The sequence below is a fragment of the Clostridium homopropionicum DSM 5847 genome (assembly GCF_001263795.1).
In the GTDB taxonomy this organism is placed as follows: domain Bacteria; phylum Bacillota; class Clostridia; order Clostridiales; family Clostridiaceae; genus Clostridium_H; species Clostridium_H homopropionicum.
In genome coordinates, this window is record NZ_LHUR01000042.1 from 378,385 (window position 1) to 399,797 (window position 21,413).

General features: G+C 32.3%; 20 protein-coding genes. 6 read left to right on the forward strand and 14 right to left on the reverse strand.

All coding sequences use genetic code 11. From position 1 onward, the window contains the following. Positions 1-17 precede the first annotated feature (17 nt). The 8 genes from CLHOM_RS16895 to CLHOM_RS16930 all read right to left on the reverse strand — a co-directional run bounded on the left by CLHOM_RS16895 (position 18) and on the right by CLHOM_RS16930 (position 8,490). Positions 18-1,127: an SLC13 family permease gene (locus CLHOM_RS16895; protein ID WP_242846798.1), complete on the reverse strand. Its 1,110-nt coding sequence runs from the start codon at positions 1,125-1,127 to the stop codon at positions 18-20. Further along, positions 1,111-2,049: an alpha/beta fold hydrolase gene (locus tag CLHOM_RS16900; protein ID WP_052222856.1), complete on the reverse strand. Its 939-nt coding sequence runs from the start codon at positions 2,047-2,049 to the stop codon at positions 1,111-1,113. The genes CLHOM_RS16895 and CLHOM_RS16900 overlap by 17 nt, the downstream gene beginning before the upstream one ends. A gap of 150 nt (positions 2,050-2,199) precedes the next feature. Next, a complete protein-coding gene (glpK, locus tag CLHOM_RS16905; RefSeq protein WP_052222857.1) occupies positions 2,200-3,696 on the reverse strand; it encodes a glycerol kinase GlpK in 1,497 nt (498 codons plus the stop codon). Between the two features lie 69 nt (positions 3,697-3,765). Then, the gene (locus CLHOM_RS16910; protein WP_052222858.1) at positions 3,766-4,470 is read right to left on the reverse strand and encodes an MIP/aquaporin family protein; all 705 of its coding nucleotides are present in this window, start codon (positions 4,468-4,470) and stop codon (positions 3,766-3,768) included. Positions 4,471-4,656: 186 nt separating this feature from the next. After that, positions 4,657-5,028: a DUF1667 domain-containing protein gene (locus CLHOM_RS16915; protein ID WP_052222859.1), complete on the reverse strand. Its 372-nt coding sequence runs from the start codon at positions 5,026-5,028 to the stop codon at positions 4,657-4,659. 3 nt (positions 5,029-5,031) lie between these two features. After that, positions 5,032-6,291 carry an NAD(P)/FAD-dependent oxidoreductase gene (locus CLHOM_RS16920; protein WP_052222860.1) on the reverse strand — a complete coding sequence of 420 codons (1,260 nt, stop codon included), beginning with the start codon at positions 6,289-6,291 and terminating at the stop codon, positions 5,032-5,034. 38 nt (positions 6,292-6,329) lie between these two features. Further along, positions 6,330-7,763, reverse strand: coding sequence for an NAD(P)/FAD-dependent oxidoreductase (locus CLHOM_RS16925; RefSeq protein WP_052222861.1), 1,434 nt, complete (start codon positions 7,761-7,763; stop codon positions 6,330-6,332). 160 nt (positions 7,764-7,923) lie between these two features. Then, complete coding sequence (locus CLHOM_RS16930; RefSeq protein ID WP_052222862.1) at positions 7,924-8,490, reverse strand: glycerol-3-phosphate responsive antiterminator; 567 nt, start codon at positions 8,488-8,490, stop codon at positions 7,924-7,926. Positions 8,491-8,726: 236 nt separating this feature from the next. Here CLHOM_RS16930 and phaZ (CLHOM_RS16935) point away from each other — a divergent pair, with 236 nt between their 5' ends. Both phaZ (CLHOM_RS16935) and phaZ (CLHOM_RS16940) read left to right on the forward strand, forming a co-directional pair. Next, entirely contained in the window at positions 8,727-9,617 is an 891-nt protein-coding gene (phaZ, locus tag CLHOM_RS16935; RefSeq protein WP_052222863.1) for an intracellular short-chain-length polyhydroxyalkanoate depolymerase, read from the forward strand. 27 nt (positions 9,618-9,644) lie between these two features. Beyond that, entirely contained in the window at positions 9,645-10,538 is an 894-nt protein-coding gene (gene phaZ, locus CLHOM_RS16940; protein ID WP_052222864.1) for an intracellular short-chain-length polyhydroxyalkanoate depolymerase, read from the forward strand. Positions 10,539-10,609: 71 nt separating this feature from the next. On the opposite strand, the gene CLHOM_RS16945 is transcribed toward phaZ (CLHOM_RS16940), so the two are convergent. From CLHOM_RS16945 to CLHOM_RS16955, 3 genes are all read right to left on the reverse strand, one after another. Further along, the gene (locus tag CLHOM_RS16945; protein WP_052222865.1) at positions 10,610-11,590 is read right to left on the reverse strand and encodes an HD-GYP domain-containing protein; all 981 of its coding nucleotides are present in this window, start codon (positions 11,588-11,590) and stop codon (positions 10,610-10,612) included. Between the two features lie 125 nt (positions 11,591-11,715). Further along, entirely contained in the window at positions 11,716-13,518 is a 1,803-nt protein-coding gene (locus tag CLHOM_RS16950; protein ID WP_052222866.1) for a MutS family DNA mismatch repair protein, read from the reverse strand. Continuing rightward, a complete protein-coding gene (locus tag CLHOM_RS16955; RefSeq protein WP_052222867.1) occupies positions 13,499-13,975 on the reverse strand; it encodes an Lrp/AsnC family transcriptional regulator in 477 nt (158 codons plus the stop codon). Before CLHOM_RS16955 ends, CLHOM_RS16950 begins: the two co-directional genes overlap by 20 nt. A gap of 135 nt (positions 13,976-14,110) precedes the next feature. On the opposite strand from CLHOM_RS16955, the gene CLHOM_RS16960 reads away from it, so the two are divergent. The 4 genes from CLHOM_RS16960 (at position 14,111) to nadC (ending at position 17,683) form a co-directional block, all read left to right on the forward strand. Beyond that, the gene (locus CLHOM_RS16960) at positions 14,111-14,530 is read left to right on the forward strand and encodes a carboxymuconolactone decarboxylase family protein (protein WP_052222868.1); all 420 of its coding nucleotides are present in this window, start codon (positions 14,111-14,113) and stop codon (positions 14,528-14,530) included. A 116-nt stretch (positions 14,531-14,646) separates the two neighbouring features. Next, positions 14,647-15,558: a quinolinate synthase NadA gene (nadA, locus tag CLHOM_RS16965; RefSeq protein WP_052222869.1), complete on the forward strand. Its 912-nt coding sequence runs from the start codon at positions 14,647-14,649 to the stop codon at positions 15,556-15,558. A gap of 6 nt (positions 15,559-15,564) precedes the next feature. Beyond that, positions 15,565-16,866 (forward strand): L-aspartate oxidase, encoded by a 1,302-nt coding sequence (locus CLHOM_RS16970; RefSeq protein ID WP_052222870.1) that lies wholly within the window; start codon positions 15,565-15,567, stop codon positions 16,864-16,866. Further along, complete coding sequence (nadC, locus tag CLHOM_RS16975; protein ID WP_052222914.1) at positions 16,847-17,683, forward strand: carboxylating nicotinate-nucleotide diphosphorylase; 837 nt, start codon at positions 16,847-16,849, stop codon at positions 17,681-17,683. Before CLHOM_RS16970 ends, nadC begins: the two co-directional genes overlap by 20 nt. A gap of 65 nt (positions 17,684-17,748) precedes the next feature. Here the strand turns inward: nadC and htpG are convergent, their stop codons facing one another. The 3 genes from htpG to CLHOM_RS16990 form a co-directional block, all read right to left on the reverse strand. Beyond that, a complete protein-coding gene (gene htpG / locus CLHOM_RS16980; RefSeq protein ID WP_052222871.1) occupies positions 17,749-19,629 on the reverse strand; it encodes a molecular chaperone HtpG in 1,881 nt (626 codons plus the stop codon). A gap of 180 nt (positions 19,630-19,809) precedes the next feature. Further along, a complete protein-coding gene (locus CLHOM_RS16985; RefSeq protein ID WP_052222872.1) occupies positions 19,810-20,619 on the reverse strand; it encodes an NAD(P)H-dependent oxidoreductase in 810 nt (269 codons plus the stop codon). Positions 20,620-20,660: 41 nt separating this feature from the next. Beyond that, positions 20,661-21,404 carry an amino acid ABC transporter ATP-binding protein gene (locus tag CLHOM_RS16990; RefSeq protein ID WP_052222873.1) on the reverse strand — a complete coding sequence of 248 codons (744 nt, stop codon included), beginning with the start codon at positions 21,402-21,404 and terminating at the stop codon, positions 20,661-20,663. Between the last annotated feature and the right edge of the window lie 9 nt (positions 21,405-21,413).

Here is a 21,413-nt window from a genome sequence, read left to right on the forward strand (position 1 = left end):
TCCTCCAATCATGATTATTAATAAATGTATATAAAATAGTTTATTATTGCCATAATAAATAAGGTTGAAAAATTGTACAGTGTAAATTTTACAAGATATTGATTGTTATCTCTATGTTCTAGCTTACTCTTAACATAAAGCTTGTACGATATGAGACTAGCTAAAGAGGCAATAAGAGTACCCATACCTCCTATATTTACTCCCAGCAATACTTCTCTCCAGTTATTTGTAAAGTTTGCCATAAAAATTGAACATGGTACATTGCTAATACCCTGGCTTAAAGTTAATGCAGCAATATAGGTTTTTGTTTTGCTATTTAAAAAATTTACCAAATGAGAATTTATAAAATCCATGTTTGATACATTTCCAATAAAAATAAAGAAAAATACAAATGTCATTAACAAGAGATAATCTATTTGTTTTAGAATCCTTTTGTCAAGTATAAGAACTATTACAATAGTTATTATTGTAACTATCCTATAATCTATTACATTAAATACTGATAATATTATTATAATAAATAAAATACCATAAATGATAGCTTTTTTCATATTTTTAATTTTAATGCTTTTTAATGAAAATTGTAGCATTAAATCTTTAATTTTCAAGTTAAAAAATATTAAACAAATACCTCCCATTGCTACGAGAGGTCCAGTAACTTTAAAAAATTCTACAGCTTTTAAATTATAAAAAGAAAATAAGAATAAATTTTGGGGATTTCCCATGGGTGTAAGACTGCTTCCTATATTTGCAGCAAGAGTTTGAAAAATTATTGTATCTGCTACGTTGAATTTAGCTCTTATGCCTATTATTAATGTTATTGGAACAAAGGTTATTAGAGCTACATCATTTGTAATAAGCATTGAACTGAAAAAGGTCAAGCCTATAAGTATTAAGGATACCTTTCTAGCACTCTTGTATTTGCAAAGTATCTTACCTGCCGTAAGCTCCAATATTTTTAATTTCTCAAATGCCTTTACTACTACCATAAGGTTAAATAGGCTAAATAACACCTTAAAATCTATGTACTCTACTTTAGGAAGAGATATAATTGAAGTAAGGAAAGCTAAAATTAAGGCTATAGCAAAAACCATTTCTTCTTTAAGTATTTCAACAATTCTTTTCAATATGCTTACCTAACCATTCTATTAAATTCTTTATTACTTCTTCTCTGTTTGTTTCATTAAGCATTTCATGCCTTCCATCCTTATATAGGGTATATACTAAGTCGTTTATTCCTGCCCTCTTATAGGTATTTACAAGTTTTAAAACTCCTTGTCCGAACTTTCCTACCGGATCCTTATCCCCTGAAAAAATATAGATTGGCAAATTCTTTGGTATCTTATTAATTTCTTCTTGTTTAGCAATTAATTTAAGTCCCTCAAATAAATCATAGTAGAAACCAGCATTATAAATATATCCGCAATATGGATCATTTATATATTTTTCTACTTCTTTTTCGTCACAGCTAAGCCAATCAAAGGTGGTTTTGCATGGCTTAAAGGATTTGTTAAATCCTCCTAGAGTAAGCTTATCTAATAAAGTACTCTTTCGATTCCTTCCATAGATTGCCATTACAATTTTAGCAACTACTCTCCCAATATCTGCCATAATACCAATGCTTCCGTTGGATCCTGAAAATATGGCACCATTTAATTCTCTACCATATAAGCAAATGAACCTTTGGGTTAAAAATGAACCCATACTATGCCCTAAAAGAAATATTGGCACGTTAGCATTTTCCTTTTTTATTATTTCTAATAACCTGTGCATATCCTCTACCATTAAGTTAAAAGAATCTTCTTCAAGGTATCCAAGCTTCTCTTCTTCATTAGCTGTTTGCCCATGTCCTCTATGGTCACTGCCATACACAATAAAGCCCGCTTTAGTTAAGCTTTCTGCAGTTCTTCCATATCTTGCAATTGTCTCAGACATGCCGTGAGCTATTTGAATTATTCCTTTAATTTTTATTTCCTTTTCCGGGCTCCATTTATAAGTAAAAATCTTTACATTGCCTACACCTTCATACATAAAGGTTTCTCTTTTCATATTTACTCACCTCTTTACCGGTAATTAATTAAGGCTTCAAAGATCTCTTACAAAAAATTATGAAGAGCACTAATATTTTTAGCTTACCTTTAATAAGCATAATTTAATTAGCGCTCTTATATTTTACCATTTATTTAATATTTATTAAATTTATTTTTCCCATGCTTGTGATCTTTCTACAGCCTTATGCCATCCTTCAATTAATTTTTTCCTCTTTTCCTCCTCCATTGAAGGCATAAAACTATTAGATAGCTTACAATTTGAGCAGATATCATTAATGTCTTCCCAATATCCTACTGCAAGCCCAGCTAGGTACGCTGCTCCTAGTGCAGTGGTTTCTATTACCTCAGGTCTTTTAACTTGAGTATTTAGTATATCAGCTTGGAATTGCATTAAAAAGTTATTTGCAGAAGCTCCCCCATCTACATTTAATGCTTGCAATTTTATTCCTGAATCTTCTTCCATAGCCTTTAATACATCATGAGTTTGGTATGCCATGGATTCCAAAGCTGCTCTTATAAAGTGCTCCTTTTTAGCTCCTCTTGTAAGTCCAACCATGGTTCCTCTTGCATAAGGGTCCCAATATGGCGCCCCAAGTCCTACAAAAGCAGGTACTAAGTAAACTCCATTAGAATCTTCTACTGCCTTTGCATATTTTTCAGATTCTGCAGCACTCTTTATCATTCTAAGCTCATCACGAAGCCATTGAATTACAGCTCCTCCTATAAACACACTTCCTTCTAGAGCATACTCTATTTTACCGCTATAGCAAGCAGCCATAGTTGTAAGTAATCCATTTTTGGATTCTACTGCTTTATCTCCAGTATTCATTAAGAGAAAGCATCCTGTTCCATAAGTATTTTTAGCCATTCCTTCATCACAACAAACTTGACCAAATAGAGCTGCTTGCTGATCTCCAGCGTCTCCAGCTATAGCAATTGGTGAACCGAATATTAATTCATCTGTTTCTCCGTAAACACAGCTAGAAGGCTTTACTTCTGGAAGCATTGCTTTGGGAATATTAAATTCCTCTAATAACTCTTCATCCCATTTTAATTCATGTATATTGTATAACATGGTTCTGGATGCATTGGTGTAATCTGTAACGTGTACTCTTCCTTTTGTTAGATTCCAAATTAACCAAGTATCTATGTTTCCAAAAATCAGCTCTCCGTTTTCTGCTTTTTCTCTTGCTCCTTCCACATTATCAAGTATCCACTTGATTTTTGTAGCTGAAAAATAAGCATCTAAAACCAACCCTGTTTTTTCTCTTACTGTCTTGTCGAAGCCTTTTTTTCTTAGTTCATCACAATATTCAGAAGTTCTTCTACACTGCCAAACTATGGCATTGTAAACTGGAAGTCCTGTTCTCTTATTCCATACAACTGTCGTTTCCCTTTGGTTTGTTATTCCTAGTGCTGCAATATCTGTTGCATTAAGTCCAGCCCTTGCAAGTGCTTCTCCTGCTACTCCAGCCTGAGTACCCCAAATTTCCATAGGGTCATGTTCAACCCATCCTGATTTAGGATAAATTTGTTTAAATTCCTTTTGAGAAACGCTTATTATTTCACCATTTTTATTGAATATTATACATCTTGAACTAGTTGTTCCTTGATCTAATGCCATTATATATTTTTGATTTTCCATGCTTATTCCTCCCCGTATTTATTAATAACATAATTGCTTTCCAAACATCCCATTAATATATATCATATATTAAAATACTAAATTAAATACTATAGCTCCTAAAAGTCCACCAACTATTGGTGCCACCACTGGTATCCAAGAATATCCCCAGTCAGAATCTCCTTTTCCTGCAATAGGCAGTATAGCATGAGCAATACGTGGTCCTAAATCTCTTGCAGGATTAATAGCATATCCAGTTGGACCCCCTAAGGAAAGACCAATAACAAAAATAAGTCCTCCTACTGCTAATACATTTACTCCTGGTGCCATTTGAACTTGACCTAAACCTAATATACCAAAAACAAGAATAAATGTACCGATGACCTCTGTGATAATATTAGCTGTGGTGTTTCTAATTGCTGGTGCTGTACAAAATACTCCAAGCTTTGCTGCCTTTTCTTCTGTCTCTTTCCAGTGTGGCAGATAGGTAAGCCATACTAAAGTAGCTCCAGCAATAGCACCAAGCATTTGAGCTGCAATGTACTGTGGAACTAAGCTCCAAGAGAACTTCCCTAAAAATGCTAAGGCTATTGTAAGTGCTGGATTAAAGTGTGCTCCACTTACTGCACCAAATATAAATGCAGGAATCACCACTGCCAAAGCCCAAGCTGTTGTTACTACGATCCACCCTCCATTTTCTCCTTTGCTCTTTTTAAGGAGTACACCAGCAACTACTCCGTCACCTAGCAGGATTAAAATCATTGTTCCTAAAAATTCTCCCATGATATTAGACATTTTCTCTTCCTCCTAATTAAATTATACCTTATTTTTCATTTACTAGTCTTGTAAACGTTTTATATAAATATCAAATAAATCAGAGCTAAAAAGAGCCATTATTAAGAAAGGTATCTTTATTACCTTCTCAATAATGGCTCTCTAGTCTCCGCCATGATATTATATTTTAATGAATATTTATATTTATTAATTTCTTATTTCAACAGTTTTTGTTGAAATAATACTTACTCCTGTATCTGCAACATTTCTAATTATAACTTCTCCAGCCTTTATAGGTGCATTAACGGTTATGCCTTTAAGTTCTTCTATGCACTGCATAATTTTGTTCTTTGGTATATCGCTTTGTGTTTTTACAGAAACTGAATCTATCTCTCCCCCCTGTACTCTAACACTGGAAGTGACTATTCTTGTTGGGTTTGTACATTCCTTTTCAGCATAATTTTTGCCTCTTACACAAGTATTACCTTTAACTTCAGTAACCTTTCCCTCTTCTAAAGTAACTTCCATGTCACATCCTATGGGACATCCTATACAAATTAAATTTCTAACTTCACTCATTTCCTATTCTCCTTCCACTTTAACAGTAATCTCTTTACACTCTGCATACTTATCAAACATTTGCTTTGTAAGTTCTACTGTTTCCATTTCACCTGGAGTTAGTATTCTCTTCTTTAAGTGCAGCTCTCTAGCTTCATCAAAATACACAGAAATATAACTGTTCTTATATACATCTCCAACTCTAAACCTTACTTCTACAGCCTCATTTATGTTTTTAGGATTTATATACTTAGGTACTGTGTATCTTACTCCATCTAAGCCTTTTAATTCTATGCCTTTTTCCTTAAAACTTTCACCCTTAACATATCTAGCAGCATTTTTACCTGCATTAACACTTTCAAGAGTTACATAGTCTACTAAATCATGTACATGAAGCACATTTCCGCACGCAAATATTCCTTCAATATTAGTTTGGAGACTTTCATTTACCTCAGGTCCTCCAGTAATCTGGGAAAGCTTCACATTAGCTTTATTCGACAATTCATTTTCAGGGAGCAATCCTACAGATAACAGCAAGGTATCACATTTAATATACTCTTCTGTTCCTTTAATAGGCTTTCTGTTTTCATCTACCTTTGCTATTGTAACTCCTTCTACTCTATCTTTTCCATCTATATTAGTTATGGTGTGTGTCAGCTTTAGAGGTATATTAAAATCATCTAGGCATTGTACAATATTTCTCTTTAGTCCTCCGGAATAAGGCATAAGCTCAACTACTGCTTTAACCTCAGCTCCTTCAAGAGTCATTCTTCTTGCCATTATTAGACCTATATCTCCAGAACCTAATATAACTACTTCTTTTCCCGGCATATATCCATCAATATTCACAAACTTCTGCGCAGCCCCTGCAGAATAAATACCTGCACATCTGCTTCCTGGAATATTTATAGCACCTCTAGGTCTTTCACGACATCCCATAGCAAGAATTATAGCCTTTGCCTTTATTTCTAATATTCCTTCTTCTTCATTAACTGCTACTATCTCTTTCTTTTCATTTATATCTATTACCATAGTATTTAACTTATATGGTATTTTCATTTCCTCTGCTTTTCTTATATATCTTTCTGCATATTCAGGTCCTGTTAGTTCTTCCTTGAAGGTGTGAAGTCCAAATCCATTATGAATACATTGATTAAGTATCCCTCCAAGGCAATTATCTCTTTCTAGTATGAGAACATTTTCTATTCCTTCTTCTCTAGCTCCTATGGCTGCTGCAATTCCTGCTGGTCCTCCTCCAATTATAACAATATCGTACTCTTTCATTTTCAGCTCCTCCAAATCTCAATAGATAATGTATTTTACTAAATCTCCTTATTTTTTCCTATTAGTAAGTTAGATTCTCCTCCAAACTTTGTTACCTCTGTTACTGGAATATTCAGCTCTTTAGCTAAAATATTTACTAGCTTTGTTGAGCAAAAGCCTGATTGACATCTTCCCATTCCAGCTCTTGTTCTTCTTTTCAGTCCATCTAAATCTTTAGCTCCAAGAGGTTTTCTTATAGCATCAATTATTTCTCCCTCTGTTACAGTTTCACATCTGCATACTATCTTTCCGTAGGATGGATTTGACTTAATAATATTCTTTCTTTCTTCATTATCCATTTCTCTAAATTTAGGAATTCCATGTCTTATAGGATTGAATTTATCATTTTTAGCTGGATTAAGCTTTTCTATGACTATATTCTCCACCATTTCAGCAATAGCTGGAGCACTTGATAAACCCGGCGATTCGATTCCAGCTGCATTTATAAAGCCTTCTGCATCTTCAGCCTCTCCAATAATAAAATCGTCCTCAGAGCTGTGAGCTCTTATTCCAGAAAAAGAAGTTATGATTTGTCTCATAGGTACTTCCTTTAATGTTTTCTTTGCCTTACTTAATATTTCATCTAGTCCTTCTTGTGTAGTGCTTAAATTTGACTTATCTTCTATGTCAACAGCATTTGGTCCTATAAGAAGATTCCCATCTACTGTAGGAGTAACAAGAACTCCTTTTCCAAGGTCAGTTGGAAGCTGAAATATAGTTCTTGTAGTAGCTTCCCCCGCAAGCTTGTCAAATAAACAGTACTCCCCTTTTCTTGCAACTAAATCAATTTTATTTTTACTTACCATATTATTTAAATCATCTGCAAAAAGTCCTGCAGCGTTAATTACTATTTTGCTCTCATAAATACCTTTACTTGTTTCGATAGTAAATCCATTTTCAGATTTAATTATATTTTTAACTTCACAGTTAAATACAAATTCTACTCCATTAGCATTTGCATTTTCTGCATAAGCAATAGTCATTTCGTAAGGACATACAATTCCTCCAGTTGGTGCAAATAATGCTGCAACTGCGTTTTCATTAATGTTTGGCTCTAGCTCTCTCAATTTCTCTTTTGTCAGTATTTCAAGTCTAGGTACTCCGTTATTGTCACCTTTTTCTTTTAGTGCTTCTAGCTTTTCAATATCGCTTTCGTCAAAGCATATTACTAGTGAACCATTTCTTTTAAAAGGAAAATCCAATTCCTTTGATAGTCTATCAAACATAGCATTTCCTTTAACGTTCAATATGCTTTTTAAAGAATTAGTTTTTGTATCGTGTCCTGCATGAACTATTCCGCTATTAGCCTTTGAAGTTCCAACTGCCACATCTGTTCCTCTTTCTAGTACACAGGTTTTTAAATCATATTTAGATAACTCTCTAGCTATTCCTGATCCTACAACTCCAGAACCAACAATTACTACATCAAACATTTTGTACCTCCTATTCTAAAATAAAAAAAGCCATAATCTTAAAGGGGTTTACCCCTTTAAAACCATGGCTCTCTATACTCCGCCTTTTTTATTCACTTATATGCTCATTATAGCACTTTAAGTTCTTTTGTCAATATTCAATAAAAGTAAATTTATATTTTTACATCTCCCATATTTCCTCTTTACTAGTAGATATGCCCATGGCTCCAGCTTTAATACTATCTATTACATCTTCTTTATCACTAATCAGCCCGCCTGCGATTACAGGAACCTTTACTTCGCTGCTTATTTTTTTCGTTATTTTTGGCATAACTCCAGGCATTATTTCTACTGCATTAGGTCTCACAGTATTTATAGAGTTTATTCCACTAGTTAAAGATAGATTGTCTATTATAAATAATCTTTGTATTGCAAATACCCCTAATTCTTTTGCTATTTTTATTATGCTAGACTTTGTGGTTATTATACCATCTGGTTTTGCTTTTTCGCTAATGTGTTTTATTGCATAGGCATCTCTTGCAAACCCATCCATAAGATCCATGTGAATATATATACTTTTATCTGCATCCTTTACTTTTCTTACTATCTCTTCTATATTGCATATATTACCTTTTAATAAGAAAATTATTTCACAGGGAGATTCAATGGCCTTTTCCAGCTTTTCAGTATCCTTAACAGCTGCTATTATAGGGTTAATACTCAATTTAGAATAAAAATCATTATTCATCTTTCAACACTCCTAATTTGGGAAAATCCTATTTCTTTTTACTACTGTATTTTCTAAAATACATACATTATAACAGATAATTTGCCGTTATAATATAAATAAAGGAACTATTTCACTAATTCTTGAATAAACTAATAGCCCAATGGATAATACTCAAATATATACCACTTTACTCCAAATTGAATATTGTTCATCCTGCATAAGATAATTCCACTACGTGAAAGGAGTGTTTATGAATGACAAGCGATATTTTGCTTAAATCAATAGACCTTCCAAATAATGAAACCTTAGGTTATAGGGAATGTGGTAGTGGAGACAACATCCTTTTACTAATCCATGGTAATATGACTTCTTCAAAACATTGGGATTTACTACTTGAAAAAATCCCAAGAAAATATAAAATATATGCCATAGATTTGCGTGGTTTTGGTACTTCAAGCTACAACACCCCTATACGCTCAATAAAAGATCTATCAGAGGATATATATTTATTTGTAACTTCTCTAAAGCTTAAAAGCTTTACTATAATGGGTTGGTCAATGGGTTCAGCTGTGGCAATGCAATATACAATAGATCACAAGGATACCGTAAAAAAACTAGTACTAATGTCTGGAGCAAGTATTAAAGGTTTTCCTATATGCAAAACGAATTTTTTAAATCTTCCTTTTTCCAATATGATAGTTAATTCACATCACGAAATGGAAAGATTTCTAATTCATATTTTAAGCAACTTCAAAAATACAAATAAATTTTACCTTAAGGCTCTCTGGGACATGATTATATACACTGAAAATAAACCATCAAACTCAAGATACGAAGAATACCTTAATGATATGTTAACCCAAAGAAACATTATTGATGTAAATTACGCGCTATCTATATTTAATATTTCTCATGAGTTTAACGGCATTACAAGCGGTACTGGAAATGTAGATAGAATAACTGTTCCTACGCTTATTATTCATGGAGATAAAGATAAAATGATTCCTGTAAGTGCTGCCATAGAAAATAAAGAAGCTATAGGGGATAATGCAAGAATAAAAGTTCTTAAAAATTGTGCCCATTCTCCTCTTGTAGATAAGCTAGATGAACTTATAGAATTATTGACACTTTTTTTAGATGAATAATAACCAATTATCTAGGAGGAAACTAAATTGCCAAAGGACATTTTTATAAAATCAGTAGCATTAAAAAATAAAGAAATAATGGGCTATAGAGAATGTGGAAATGGAAATAGAACCATTCTCTTAGTCCATGGGAATATGACTTCCTCTAAGCATTGGGATTTAGTTCTTGAAAATATGCCTGATGACTACAAGATTTATGCTATAGACCTAAGAGGTTTTGGAATGTCTAGCTATAATACTCCGATTGATTCTATTAAGGATTTTTCCGATGATATTAAACTTTTTGTAGAAGCCTTAAATATAAAGAACTTTACTTTAGTTGGATGGTCTTTAGGTGGCTGCGTTGCAATGCAATTTGTAGTAGATAATCCTGGCTATGCATCAAAGCTAATATTAATGGATTCTGGCAGCCCTAAAGGCTTTCCAATGAAAAAAAGAGACATTTTCAGAAGACCTACTGGAAAAATGTTAACAACAAAAAGTGAAATATCCTATGCTATTAGATATATATTATCTGCTTATAGATTTAATAATAGATTTTTATTAAAATCAATGTTTACAACTGGAATATACAATGTTAATAAGCCTAGTATAAGTAAGTTTAATGAATATATTGATGATACATTAACTCAAAGGAACTTATTGGACGTGACTTATGCACTTTCCTATTTTAACATCTCTAATGAACACAATAAGGTAGTGGAGGGAACTGGAGAAATTGAAAAACTTTCTATTCCAACTCTTATAATTCACGGAGACAAGGATAAAATAGTACCTCTGCCTGTAGCAAGAAAAACGAAGGAAATGATAGGTGACAATGCAAAGCTTGTTGTACTTGAAAATTGCGGACATTCTCCTATAATTGATAAGCTAGATGAATTAATAAGCTTAATAATTGAATTCGCAAATAGAGCTTACTAATAACACTTAATTAAAAAGAGCTAAGTTTTAGGTTATGCCAATTATAACCTAAAGCTTAGCTTCTTATTTTTCTATAAATTTACTTCTACAATAAATAAAGTTAAGTTACTCAATAAATTATAAAAATTGTATTTTCCATTTTCCTTTACTTGAACAATTGGTCTTGTAGCTGAATCCTTATTTTGTGCTATAACAACAGCATCTTGTCCATTATTTAGCTTAACTGAAAGTCCATTAGGATAGCAATATATAGTGTTTATGAAATCCTTATAAATTTCTTCATCGTAACTGTTTCCTGCTTCTGCAGTTATTCTCTCCAAAGCTACGTGAGGAAGTATTCCCTTTTCATCATTTATGTATTTTACATAGGCATTACATATACTTACTATCTTAGAAAACTCAAATATTTTATCCTCCTTAATACCTAAAGGGCCTGATCCGTCCTTCTTTTCATAAAGCTCATAAATACACATATAGGAGGTTGGACTAAATAGAGTATTGCTCTTTAATAGCTGATATCCTATTTTAGTATGCTCCTGTCCTTTTGTAAAAAGCTTACCAATGTCATGTAGTAAAGCTCCTATAGCCAGATTAATAAGCTTTCTTTCATTAAGCTTTCTTCGAATTCCAATCATTATTGAATATATTGTAACATCTATAGAATGATTACATAGCTTAGCTATATCATCCTTTGGCACTAAATTATTTATTAATACTGCATTTTCAGATAAGTTTATATTCTCTAATATTTCTTTAATAATTTGAGAAACCTTAGAATAATTTACATTCTGAGTTTTTAATGCCTCCTCAAATACTTCCCTTAAAGACTTAGTAAGTCCTAGTCTAATTGTAGTAGGTATTATTTCTTGAAGAGTAACTTGATCATTACCATCATCTATATAAATAGTCCTCATTCCTATATTTCTTAATCTCTTAATAGTTAACTCAGAAAGATTGCTGCCTTTTTTCAAAAACATAACTCCATCTTCTGTATATATACTACTTCCCAGCTTCTCTCCCACCAGTTTACTGCTTAATATTACCAGCTTCATCTTATTCATCCTTTCCTTCTATGTAAAAGTAAAATTTTTGCAAAAATCCTTGAATATTCATAAATATTATAATATATTTAGTATAACATATTGAACAAGAAATGAGAAACTCATTAAATTTATCTTTATGTGTCAATTCCTATCATTCTTATTAAATAAAGCGCATTTTTTGTTGTAGAAATTCCCTCTCTCAATTTATAATCAAAATTAATTTTGTTAGCTTTATAAAACTCTCTAAAATGGTAGTTCTTCACTTTTCCATTACTTTGTTTCTCCAATTCCCCCAGTTCCAAATCATGGGTTGATACAAGCCCAGCAGCTCCCTTTTCCCTAAGCCTATTTATAAGCACCTTGGCTCCTGTGTGCCTGTCTACAGAGTTAGTACCTTTAAATATTTCATCTAGTAAGAAAAAAACCTTGCTTTGAGATTTCGTGGCTTCCACTATTTTTTTTACTCTTAGCAGCTCTGCATAAAAAGAAGATATATTTTTATCTAAATTATCGCTAATTCTCATGCAGGTGTATATATTCATTATAGGGCAGGTAAATTCCTTTGCACATACGGGAGCCCCCATATAAGCTAAGACTAAATTAATACCGACAGTTCTTAGAAAAGTACTTTTACCTGACATATTAGAGCCTGTTATTAGCAAAACTTCCGTAGGTTTTTCCATTTTGAAATCATTACTTACTCTGTTAGAAGTAAGCAATGGATGCCCCATTTCTTTTGCATGTATATTTAATAAATCTCCTTCTATCTTAGGCAATACAAAGCTTGGATTGTCATATTTAATAATGGCTAAGCTTGAAAGAGCTTCGAATTCTGCTATACTCTCTATCCAGCTTTGAAGATTTTTCCCACACTGATTTTTCCATTGTTCAAGAGCAAACATACAATGATAATCCCATAGAGTAATAATATTTATAATAGCAAAGTATGCATTTCTTTTCATAGAAATCATTTCTGATATACTCGATAGTTTATTTATATATTTAGAGGCTTTGTTACCTTCCTCATCTATTAAATTGCTTTTCACTTTTTTTAAGTACTTTCCTTTAAATACTTCTCCTTCAATAGCTGCTATCATACCATAGTATGATTTTATGCTATCTTCATATTTGTCTATAGTCCCCAAACTTGCAGCTCTGTCGTCATTTTTCCACATAAGTATAAGAATGTTTATCATTATAGCAAAGGAAGAAACATAATATGGAACACCCTCTACAATAAAGGGAAGTATCAAGACAATAATTGATAGTAAAGATAGTCCCTTAAAAATTATTCTCAGACTTTTGCTGCAGTAAAACTTTTTTATATCCTTTGACCATTTAAATAAATCATCTATATCAATTACTTTTTCCGATGCCATAACTCCTTCAGCAGTAAACTTTTGCCTCCAATCTAGTTTTTCAGCAAGTTCATTTATGGCTTCCTGTCTCTCATAAATCTCACTTATATTTTTACAAGGCTTTTTCATAGCTTCGCTTAATCTTTTTCGCCCTAAAAAGGTACTTGCAGTATTAATCCACTGAAATAAGGATCCTCTTCCGAAAATATCTAAATCTACAGAATAATTATGATCTTCTTCATAAAATTCTTCTCCTGTGTCCTTGAATTCTTTCCACTGCCCTTCAATTCTTTTCATTGAGTTTTCATTAATTTGATACAAGCCTAGGGAGTATTTTTTCTCTTCTATTAGCTTGTTATGCTTCTTCACTAATATTATAAAAATACTTAAAAATATAATAAATAATCCCACTGAAAGAAAGTGTCTTTTTATCATATACAAAAAAATCGTAGCTACCACTCCCACCAAAAATATAACAAGTCTTAAATTACTTATTAGTGCAATAGTCCTTTGATGCTTTTTTACTAAGCTGCTATAATACTCTTTTCTTTTCTCATATTCATCTTTTATCTTCTCCAAATTGCAACCCCCTATCTAAAAAACAATTTAAATTTTCTTCTATTTTAACCTCTGAAAAAACAATACTAGTTGATGTTACAGCAAAAGAGGAAATGCTATTTATAAATTTCTCTATATCCTCTAGCCTTGAAACTGAAAGTTTCACAATAAAACAGGCGTCTCCCGCAACTCTATAGCAAAATTCACTTCCTGGATAATCTGCAATAAATCTTTTGAATCTTTCATATTCTCCATTTCTCATTGTAACCTTAATTATACATTCAATAGAAAGACCAAGCTTCTTTTTATTTATTTTTATAGTGTAACCTTCGATTATTCCATTTTCCTCTAGTCGTCTAACTCTTTCTGTTACAGAAGGAGGTGAAAGATTAATTCTTTTAGAAAGTTCTCTAATAGATAATCTGCTATCCTTCTGAAGCTGAGACAATATATTTATATCAATTTCATCAATTTTCATTATAGATATAACCCCCCTTAAATTTATGTCATATAGAATTAATATGTCATCATTATATTCTATACGAAATACAAATACTTTAATACATGTTCTATAATAAATTAACAAATTAATTACAATACTAGGAGGTACAACATGCCAAGAATAACTTTATCAAATTTTGGAACTACTCCCTTTCAACAATTATTAGGACACAATAAAAATATACTTGAGAATTGGAATTCACTAGAGGAAGCTTTATTTAGCTCTTCTACATTTAGTCCGGAGCTAAAAGAAGAAGTTAGACGTAACCTAGCCTTTTTAAATAAATGCCCATATTGCATGGCTAAAGGAAAACCTAATGAGAATGAAACTAATTTAAAAATAACTGCTGCAGTTAGATTTATTAAAAGAGCTTATGAAAATGATTTTCTAATAAGTGAAGCTGATTTTGAAGAACTGAGAAAGAGCTTTAATGATAGTGAAATATCAGAGCTTTGTGCTCTAATCTGCTTTATAACAGCCTGCCAAAAGTTTGGAGCTTTATTAGACTTAGAAGCCAGCTGCAAAATATAAAATTGTATTTGAACAACAATGGAAAGTTTTCTCGTATTGAATTCATCTTATTATGGTGCTATACTTATTTACAGGTGTATATACACCTGTAAATAACATTACAAGGTGGTGTAAATATGAGTAAAGCACTTAAAGATAAAATATTGCAATTAAAAAAAGAAAGACAAGCTATTATCCTTGCTCATTACTATCAAATACCTGAGATTCAGGAAATTGCTGATGCAGTAGGGGATTCTTATAATTTAAGTAAAATTGCTCAAGGCTGCAGCGAGCAGGTTGTAATGTTCTGTGGAGTAAGATTTATGGCTGAAAGTGCAAAAATCCTATCTCCAGAAAAAACAATTTTACTTCCTGCTGCAAATGCTGGCTGCCCTATGGCCGATATGGCAGCCTATGAAGATCTTTTAGAGTTACAAAAGGAGCATCCAAATGCAGCTACTGTTTCATATATTAATTCCTCTACAGAAGTTAAAGCCATTTCTGATGTTTGTGTCACTTCCTCAAGTGCTACAAAAATAATAGAAAATCTTAATGTGGATGAAATTATTTTCTTACCTGATAAGAATCTTGGAGGATATATTGCAGAGCAGTTCCCTAATAAAAAATTCATATTTTGGAATGGTTATTGTGTAGTTCATTCTAGAATCTCTCCTGAGGATGTATTAAAGATGAAAGATAAAATAAAAGATATTGTAGTACTAGTTCATCCTGAATGTGAAGCACCTGTTAGAAAGCTGGCAGACTTTATTGGAAGTACAGGAGAAATCATTAAACATGCAACGGAGTCTTCTTCTAATAACTTTTTAATAGTTACAGAAGAAGGGGTTATACATCAGCTTAAAAAACACAACCCTGATAAAAACTTCTATATTCCAGGTGAAGGCATGACCTGTGTTAACATGAAAAAGACAACTCTAAAAAATGTTTATGAGGGACTTTTAAATATGCAGCATCAAATTGAAATTGATGAAGAAATTAGAATAAAGGCATATAATGCTTTAAATAATATGCATAAATTATCGAGGTGATATTGTATGGATATTTATTTTGATGTTTTAATTGTAGGTTCAGGGGTTTCCGGTTTATACTGTGCCTTGAACCTGTCTCCTGATTTAAACATTTTAGTTGTTTCAAAATCAAAGCTTGATGAAACAAATACTTCTCTTGCTCAAGGTGGTATCTCAACTGCACGAAACACAGAGGATTTCCCTCTATTTCTTCAGGATACTCTTAAGGCAGGCAAATATGAAAATGATAGGGAATCAGTAAAAATACTTGTGAGAGAATCCATAGAAAACATTCAAAATATTTTAACTCTAGGGGTTAACCTTGATAGATCTGAAAATGGGTTATTTTATACTCGTGAAGGAGCTCATAGTAAAAATAGAATAGTTCATTATAAGGACAAGACAGGCAAGGCAGTTGAGGATTCTTTAATAAAGAATGTTAAAAACCGCAATAATATAGTCACCTTGGAGGATGCCTGCCTTACTGATCTTATAAGATCAGGCAATACCTGTGTAGGCGCAGTTGTTTTTAAGGAAAATGAACAAATAAACATTCATTCAAAAGTAGTTGTTTTAGCTACAGGAGGAATTGGAGGACTATTCTATAATTCTACAAACAGGAGATTTTTAGTAGGAGATGGCATATCCATTGCATTGAAAAATAATATAAATGTAGAAAATCTGCAATACATTCAATTCCATCCTACTGCCCTTTATGATGAAAATTCAAAGAGCAGAAGATTTTTAATTTCTGAGTCTGTCCGTGGTGAAGGTGGAAAGCTTCTGAATTCAAAGGGGCAAAGATTCGTAGATGAGCTTTTGCCAAGAGATGTTGTATCAAAGGCAATATTTAAGGAAATAAAGGAGTCTGGTGTTCCTTATGTGAACCTTGATATTTCCTTTCTTAATAAGAATTATATAATGAACAGATTCCCAACAATCTTCAATGAATGTTTAAAGAAAGGAATTGATATCACTCATGATCCAATTCCCGTTTCCCCTGCGCAACATTATCTTATGGGCGGCATTAAGGTAGATTATAATTCTAAGACCTCCATGAACAATTTGTATGCTGTAGGTGAGTCAAGCTGTACTGGAGTTCATGGTGCTAATAGACTGGCAAGTAATTCCTTGCTAGAAGGCCTTGTATTTTCTAGAAGAGCTGCTAATTCAATAAATGAGAAAATACATTATACAGGCCTTATAAATGTTCAAGTACCAAGAGCCTCATTATCTCCTGATGCTTTAATGAAAGAAAATAAAAATATTATAATTAATGAATTAAAAAGGAGGTCAAAGGAATTAGATGATGAACTATTTGATAATTGACAAAATAATTAGGGAAGCTTTAATTGAAGATATTCCTAATGAAGATATAACTTCAGCCTCTGTTATATCAAAAGATTCTCGCTGTACCGTAGATTTATTTTCTAAGGGAAACGGTATAATTGCTGGACTTGAAGTATTCGCCAGGGTCTTTACAATCTTAGGGGATGTTGAAATAGATTTTTATAAAAAAGATGGGGACGTGGTTGAGCCTAAAACTCTTATAGCTAAAATTAAGGGGAATACGAGGAATATACTAACCGGAGAAAGAACAGCCTTAAACCTTTTGCAAAGGATGAGCGGAATTGCTACTATTACTAATAAATTTACAGAAAAACTTCAAGGTACAAATACTAAATTATTGGATACAAGAAAAACCACTCCCAATTTAAGACTTCTTGAAAAATACTCAGTTACAATGGGAGGCGGACATAATCATAGATTTAATTTGTCCGACGGAATTCTTATTAAGGATAATCATATAAATGCTGCCGGTGGAATAAAAGAGGCTGTAAAAGCTGTAAAATCTTCTGCCTCTTTTGTTAGAAAAATAGAGGTAGAAACAGAAACCATAGCCATGGTGGAGGAAGCCTTGGAGGCAGGTGCTGATATAATAATGTTAGATAATATGGATTTAGAAACTATGAAAAAAGCTGTACAGATCATTAATGGTAAGGCAGCTGTAGAAGCTTCTGGCAATATCAATCTAAATAATATAAGAGAAGTAGCTGAAACAGGTGTTGACTATATTTCTGTAGGCAGCCTTACTCATTCAGCTCCAATTCTTGATTTAAGCATGAAAAACTTAGTAAATGAATAATTTAAAGCTGGAGATAAGTAAGTTATATGTACCTATCTCCAGCTTTATTAAACTTTAAAAAATATTTATAACATTATTTTGCACATATTATTTGTAAATTCTACAGGGTCTTCTATAGGTAATCCCTCAATAAGCAATGCTTGATTATACAATAAGTCTGTGTAAAGATTAAGTTTATCTTTATCTTTTTCAAAGGCTTCCTTTAAGGCTTTAAACACTTGATGATTTGCATTAATTTCCAAAATCTTATCTGCCTTAATATTTTCGTTATTAGGCATAGCTTTTAATATTTTCTCCATTTCGATTGAAAGCTCGCCTTCGTTTGATAAACATACAGGGTGATTCTTCAATCTCTTTGACACTCTAACGTCTTTAACTTTACCAGCTAAAAGCTTTTTCATGCTTTCAAATAATTCTTTGTTTTCTTTATCATCTTGGCTAGAGTTATTTTCATTTTCATCCTGCTCTATACCTAAGTCACCGCTTGATACAGATTTAAATTCCTTTTCTTTGTATGTCATTAACATTCTTATAGCGAATTCATCTACATCATCAGTAAAGTATAGTATTTCATATCCCTTATCTAATAAAAGTTCTGTTTGAGGAAGCTTTTCAATTCTTTCAATTGATTCTCCTGCCGCATAATAAATATATTTTTGTTCTGCAGTCATTCTAGAAATATATTCATCTAAGGTTACCATCTTCTTTTCTTTTGATGAATAGAACATTAATAAGTCCTGCAACACGTCTTTATTGCTTCCAAACTCACTGTATATTCCATATTTTAGTTGTCTTCCAAAGGACTGATAGAATTTTTCATATTTATCTCTTTCATTTTTCAACAAGCTTTCTAATTCGCTTTTGATCTTTGTTTTTATATTTTTAGCAATAAGTTTTAGTTGTCTATCATGCTGTAATATTTCTCTAGAGATGTTAAGAGACAAGTCTTCTGAATCAACTATACCTTTTACAAAGCCAAAGTAGTCAGGCAATAAGTCTGCACATTTATTCATTATTAAAACTCCATTAGAATAAAGTTCTAATCCTTTTTCATATTCCTTTGTATAAAAATCATATGGAGTTTTTTCAGGAATAAACAAAATTGCATTATAACTAATGACACCTTCAACACTAGTGTGTATGTACTTTATTGGTTTATCAAAACCATAGTGCTTTTCAGAGTAAAATTTTTCATAGTCCTCTTGAGTAAGTTCATTCTTATTCTTTTTCCAAATAGGAACCATGCTATTTATAGTTTGTTCTTCTGTATAGTCTTCATACTCATTCTCAGTACCTTCTTTAAGTCTGCTGCGTGTTACATCCATTTTTATAGGGTATCTAATGAAATCTGAGTATTTCTTAATGATGGATTTTAATTTATATTCTTCAAGGTACTCGTCAAAATTTTCATCCTCTGTATTTGCTTTTATCTTTAATATAATATCTGTACCTACAGTGTCTTTTTCGCAAGCTTCAATGGTATAACCTTCTACACCTTCTGATTCCCACTTATAAGCTTCATCACTGCCTAAAGCTTTGCTTATAACTGTAACAGTATCAGCTACCATAAATGCTGAATAGAAACCTACACCAAACTGTCCTATTATATCATAGCCATCTTTCAATTCATTTTCCTTTTTAAAGCTTAAAGAACCACTTTTAGCTATAACTCCAAGATTATTTTCTAGTTCTTCTTTTGTCATTCCGATACCTGTATCAGAAATTTTAAGTATTTTGTTGTTTTTGTCTGATTCTACTCTAATATAATAATCATCTTTTTTGAAGTTTAGAGAATTATCCGTTAATGCCTTGTAGTAAATCTTATCGATTGCGTCACTAGCATTAGAAATAAGTTCTCTTAAGAAAATTTCTCTATGAGTATAAATTGAGTTAATCATTAAATCTAATAATCTTTTAGATTCTGCTTTAAATTCTTTTCTTTCCATAAAAACCTTCTCCTTTCAAAGAAAAAAATAAAACTGCTTTTACATAGTTGTTAGCACTCTTTTATCACGAGTGCTAACTCTTAATTTTTATATACCACATTTTACGTTTCTTGTCAACATGGTGACAGGCTGGTGAAAATAAACAAATTGACTTGTTCCTTTTCACCAGCCTGGGAATTTTTACTTATATCTATTTCTTACTTCATCTAGTTCTTCATGTCGTTCTATAAAATCCTTTGCCATTTCTCTAAGTAAAACTTGAAAATGCTCCTTAAGATTCTCTACTTCAAATCTAGTAGAAGGTTCATCATATTTCCATTGAATGCCCTCTTCTCCTTGAGATAAGGTTGCTTTTTGTCCACATATTGGGCAAATTGCAGTATTTGTTCCTTCAAATTTCCATATATCTGACCAGCAGGTTGGGCATTCTCCCTTATTTGATTTTCTAGCTTCTCCAAATAAAGCTTTACCCATTTCTCTTGCTCTTTCTACTGCTCCTTCTCCTAAAATTCCTTCACCTGGCAAAGCTCCAAGGAACAAGTGACTATCTTTTAAATTAAAGCCAAGGAACCTAGCAATAGTGTTTAATCCTGCTAAAGTATATCCTTCCCAACCTTTAATTCCATAAGTTGAAATAACCACGCAAGGTTTATTTGCTAAATCATCATAAAGCTGTCCTAAAGCTATTGCCCTATCTGCTAACAACTTAGTTACTGCAGCAGGTCCCAAAACATAGTCTGGAGCTGCAAGAATAATTCCATCTGCTTCTTTAATTTTATCTACTAAATAATATAATCCATCATCAATTGGACACTTTTTTCCCGGCATTAGACATACATAACATCCACGACAAGGTTGTAATTTTAAATCTGTAAGCTTTAATAATTCTAATTCATACTCTTCTCCAATAGAACTTGCAACTTCCTTCAATAAAATTTCTCCGTTAGCAAGTTTGCGCCTAGATCCTACCAAAGCTAAAATCTTTTTCATTTTTTACATCACCCTCTAATTCATTTGATTTTATCTAGTTTCTATTTTATTACCTTACTAAGAAATTTTTTAGTTCTATCCATAGTAGGATTATTGAATATTTCATTAGGAGAACCTTGCTCAATAATATTGCCTTCGTCCATAAATATAACCCTATGGGCTACTTCTTTTGCAAATCCCATTTCATGAGTAACCATTACCATGGTCATACCTTCTTTTGCTAAGTTTTTCATTACCTCTAATACTTCACCTACAAGTTCTGGATCTAGAGCAGAAGTCGGTTCATCAAACATCATCACTTTAGGCTCCATTGCAAGTGAACGTGCAATTGCTACTCTTTGCTGCTGACCACCTGAAAGGCTTGATGGATACATATCTCTTTTTTCTAGCAATCCTACTTTTTCTAATAACTTTTCCCCAATTTTTTCGGCTTCCCTTTTTTGAATCTTCTTTACAGTAACAAGCCCTTCAATGACATTTCCTAAAGCCGTCATGTGCGGAAACAAATTGAAATTTTGAAATACCATTCCAGTATTTTTTCTCAATTCCCTAACTCTTCTGTTATACTCTTTTGAAGTAAGTTTTGAATCAAGCTCTACATCTCCAATTTGAATAGCTCCGCCATCAATCTTTTCTAGCCCATTCAAGCATCTTAAAAATGTAGTTTTCCCTGAACCACTAGGTCCTATTATTACAACTACTTCCTTGTGATCAATAGTTAGACTTACTTCCTTTAATACTTTTAATTCTCCAAATATCTTTACTACCTTCTCTGCTTTAATCATTAAATCACA

What these genes read in the sequence shown, in the direction of transcription:
- CLHOM_RS16900 (WP_052222856.1), bottom strand. Translation starts at nt 2,049, where the DNA reads ATGAAAAGAGAAACCTTTATGTATGAAGGTGTAGGCAATGTAAAGATT.
- glpK (WP_052222857.1), bottom strand. Translation starts at nt 3,696, where the DNA reads ATGGAAAATCAAAAATATATAATGGCATTAGATCAAGGAACAACTAGT.
- CLHOM_RS16910 (WP_052222858.1), bottom strand. Translation starts at nt 4,470, where the DNA reads ATGTCTAATATCATGGGAGAATTTTTAGGAACAATGATTTTAATCCTG.
- CLHOM_RS16915 (WP_052222859.1), bottom strand. Translation starts at nt 5,028, where the DNA reads ATGAGTGAAGTTAGAAATTTAATTTGTATAGGATGTCCCATAGGATGT.
- CLHOM_RS16920 (WP_052222860.1), bottom strand. Translation starts at nt 6,291, where the DNA reads ATGAAAGAGTACGATATTGTTATAATTGGAGGAGGACCAGCAGGAATT.
- CLHOM_RS16925 (WP_052222861.1), bottom strand. Translation starts at nt 7,763, where the DNA reads ATGTTTGATGTAGTAATTGTTGGTTCTGGAGTTGTAGGATCAGGAATA.
- CLHOM_RS16930 (WP_052222862.1), bottom strand. Translation starts at nt 8,490, where the DNA reads ATGAATAATGATTTTTATTCTAAATTGAGTATTAACCCTATAATAGCA.
- phaZ (WP_052222863.1), top strand. Translation starts at nt 8,727, where the DNA reads ATGACAAGCGATATTTTGCTTAAATCAATAGACCTTCCAAATAATGAA.
- CLHOM_RS16945 (WP_052222865.1), bottom strand. Translation starts at nt 11,590, where the DNA reads ATGAAGCTGGTAATATTAAGCAGTAAACTGGTGGGAGAGAAGCTGGGA.
- CLHOM_RS16955 (WP_052222867.1), bottom strand. Translation starts at nt 13,975, where the DNA reads ATGAAAATTGATGAAATTGATATAAATATATTGTCTCAGCTTCAGAAG.
- CLHOM_RS16960 (WP_052222868.1), top strand. Translation starts at nt 14,111, where the DNA reads ATGCCAAGAATAACTTTATCAAATTTTGGAACTACTCCCTTTCAACAA.
- nadA (WP_052222869.1), top strand. Translation starts at nt 14,647, where the DNA reads ATGAGTAAAGCACTTAAAGATAAAATATTGCAATTAAAAAAAGAAAGA.
- CLHOM_RS16970 (WP_052222870.1), top strand. Translation starts at nt 15,565, where the DNA reads ATGGATATTTATTTTGATGTTTTAATTGTAGGTTCAGGGGTTTCCGGT.
- nadC (WP_052222914.1), top strand. Translation starts at nt 16,847, where the DNA reads ATGAACTATTTGATAATTGACAAAATAATTAGGGAAGCTTTAATTGAA.
- htpG (WP_052222871.1), bottom strand. Translation starts at nt 19,629, where the DNA reads ATGGAAAGAAAAGAATTTAAAGCAGAATCTAAAAGATTATTAGATTTA.
- CLHOM_RS16985 (WP_052222872.1), bottom strand. Translation starts at nt 20,619, where the DNA reads ATGAAAAAGATTTTAGCTTTGGTAGGATCTAGGCGCAAACTTGCTAAC.
- CLHOM_RS16990 (WP_052222873.1), bottom strand. Translation starts at nt 21,404, where the DNA reads ATGATTAAAGCAGAGAAGGTAGTAAAGATATTTGGAGAATTAAAAGTA.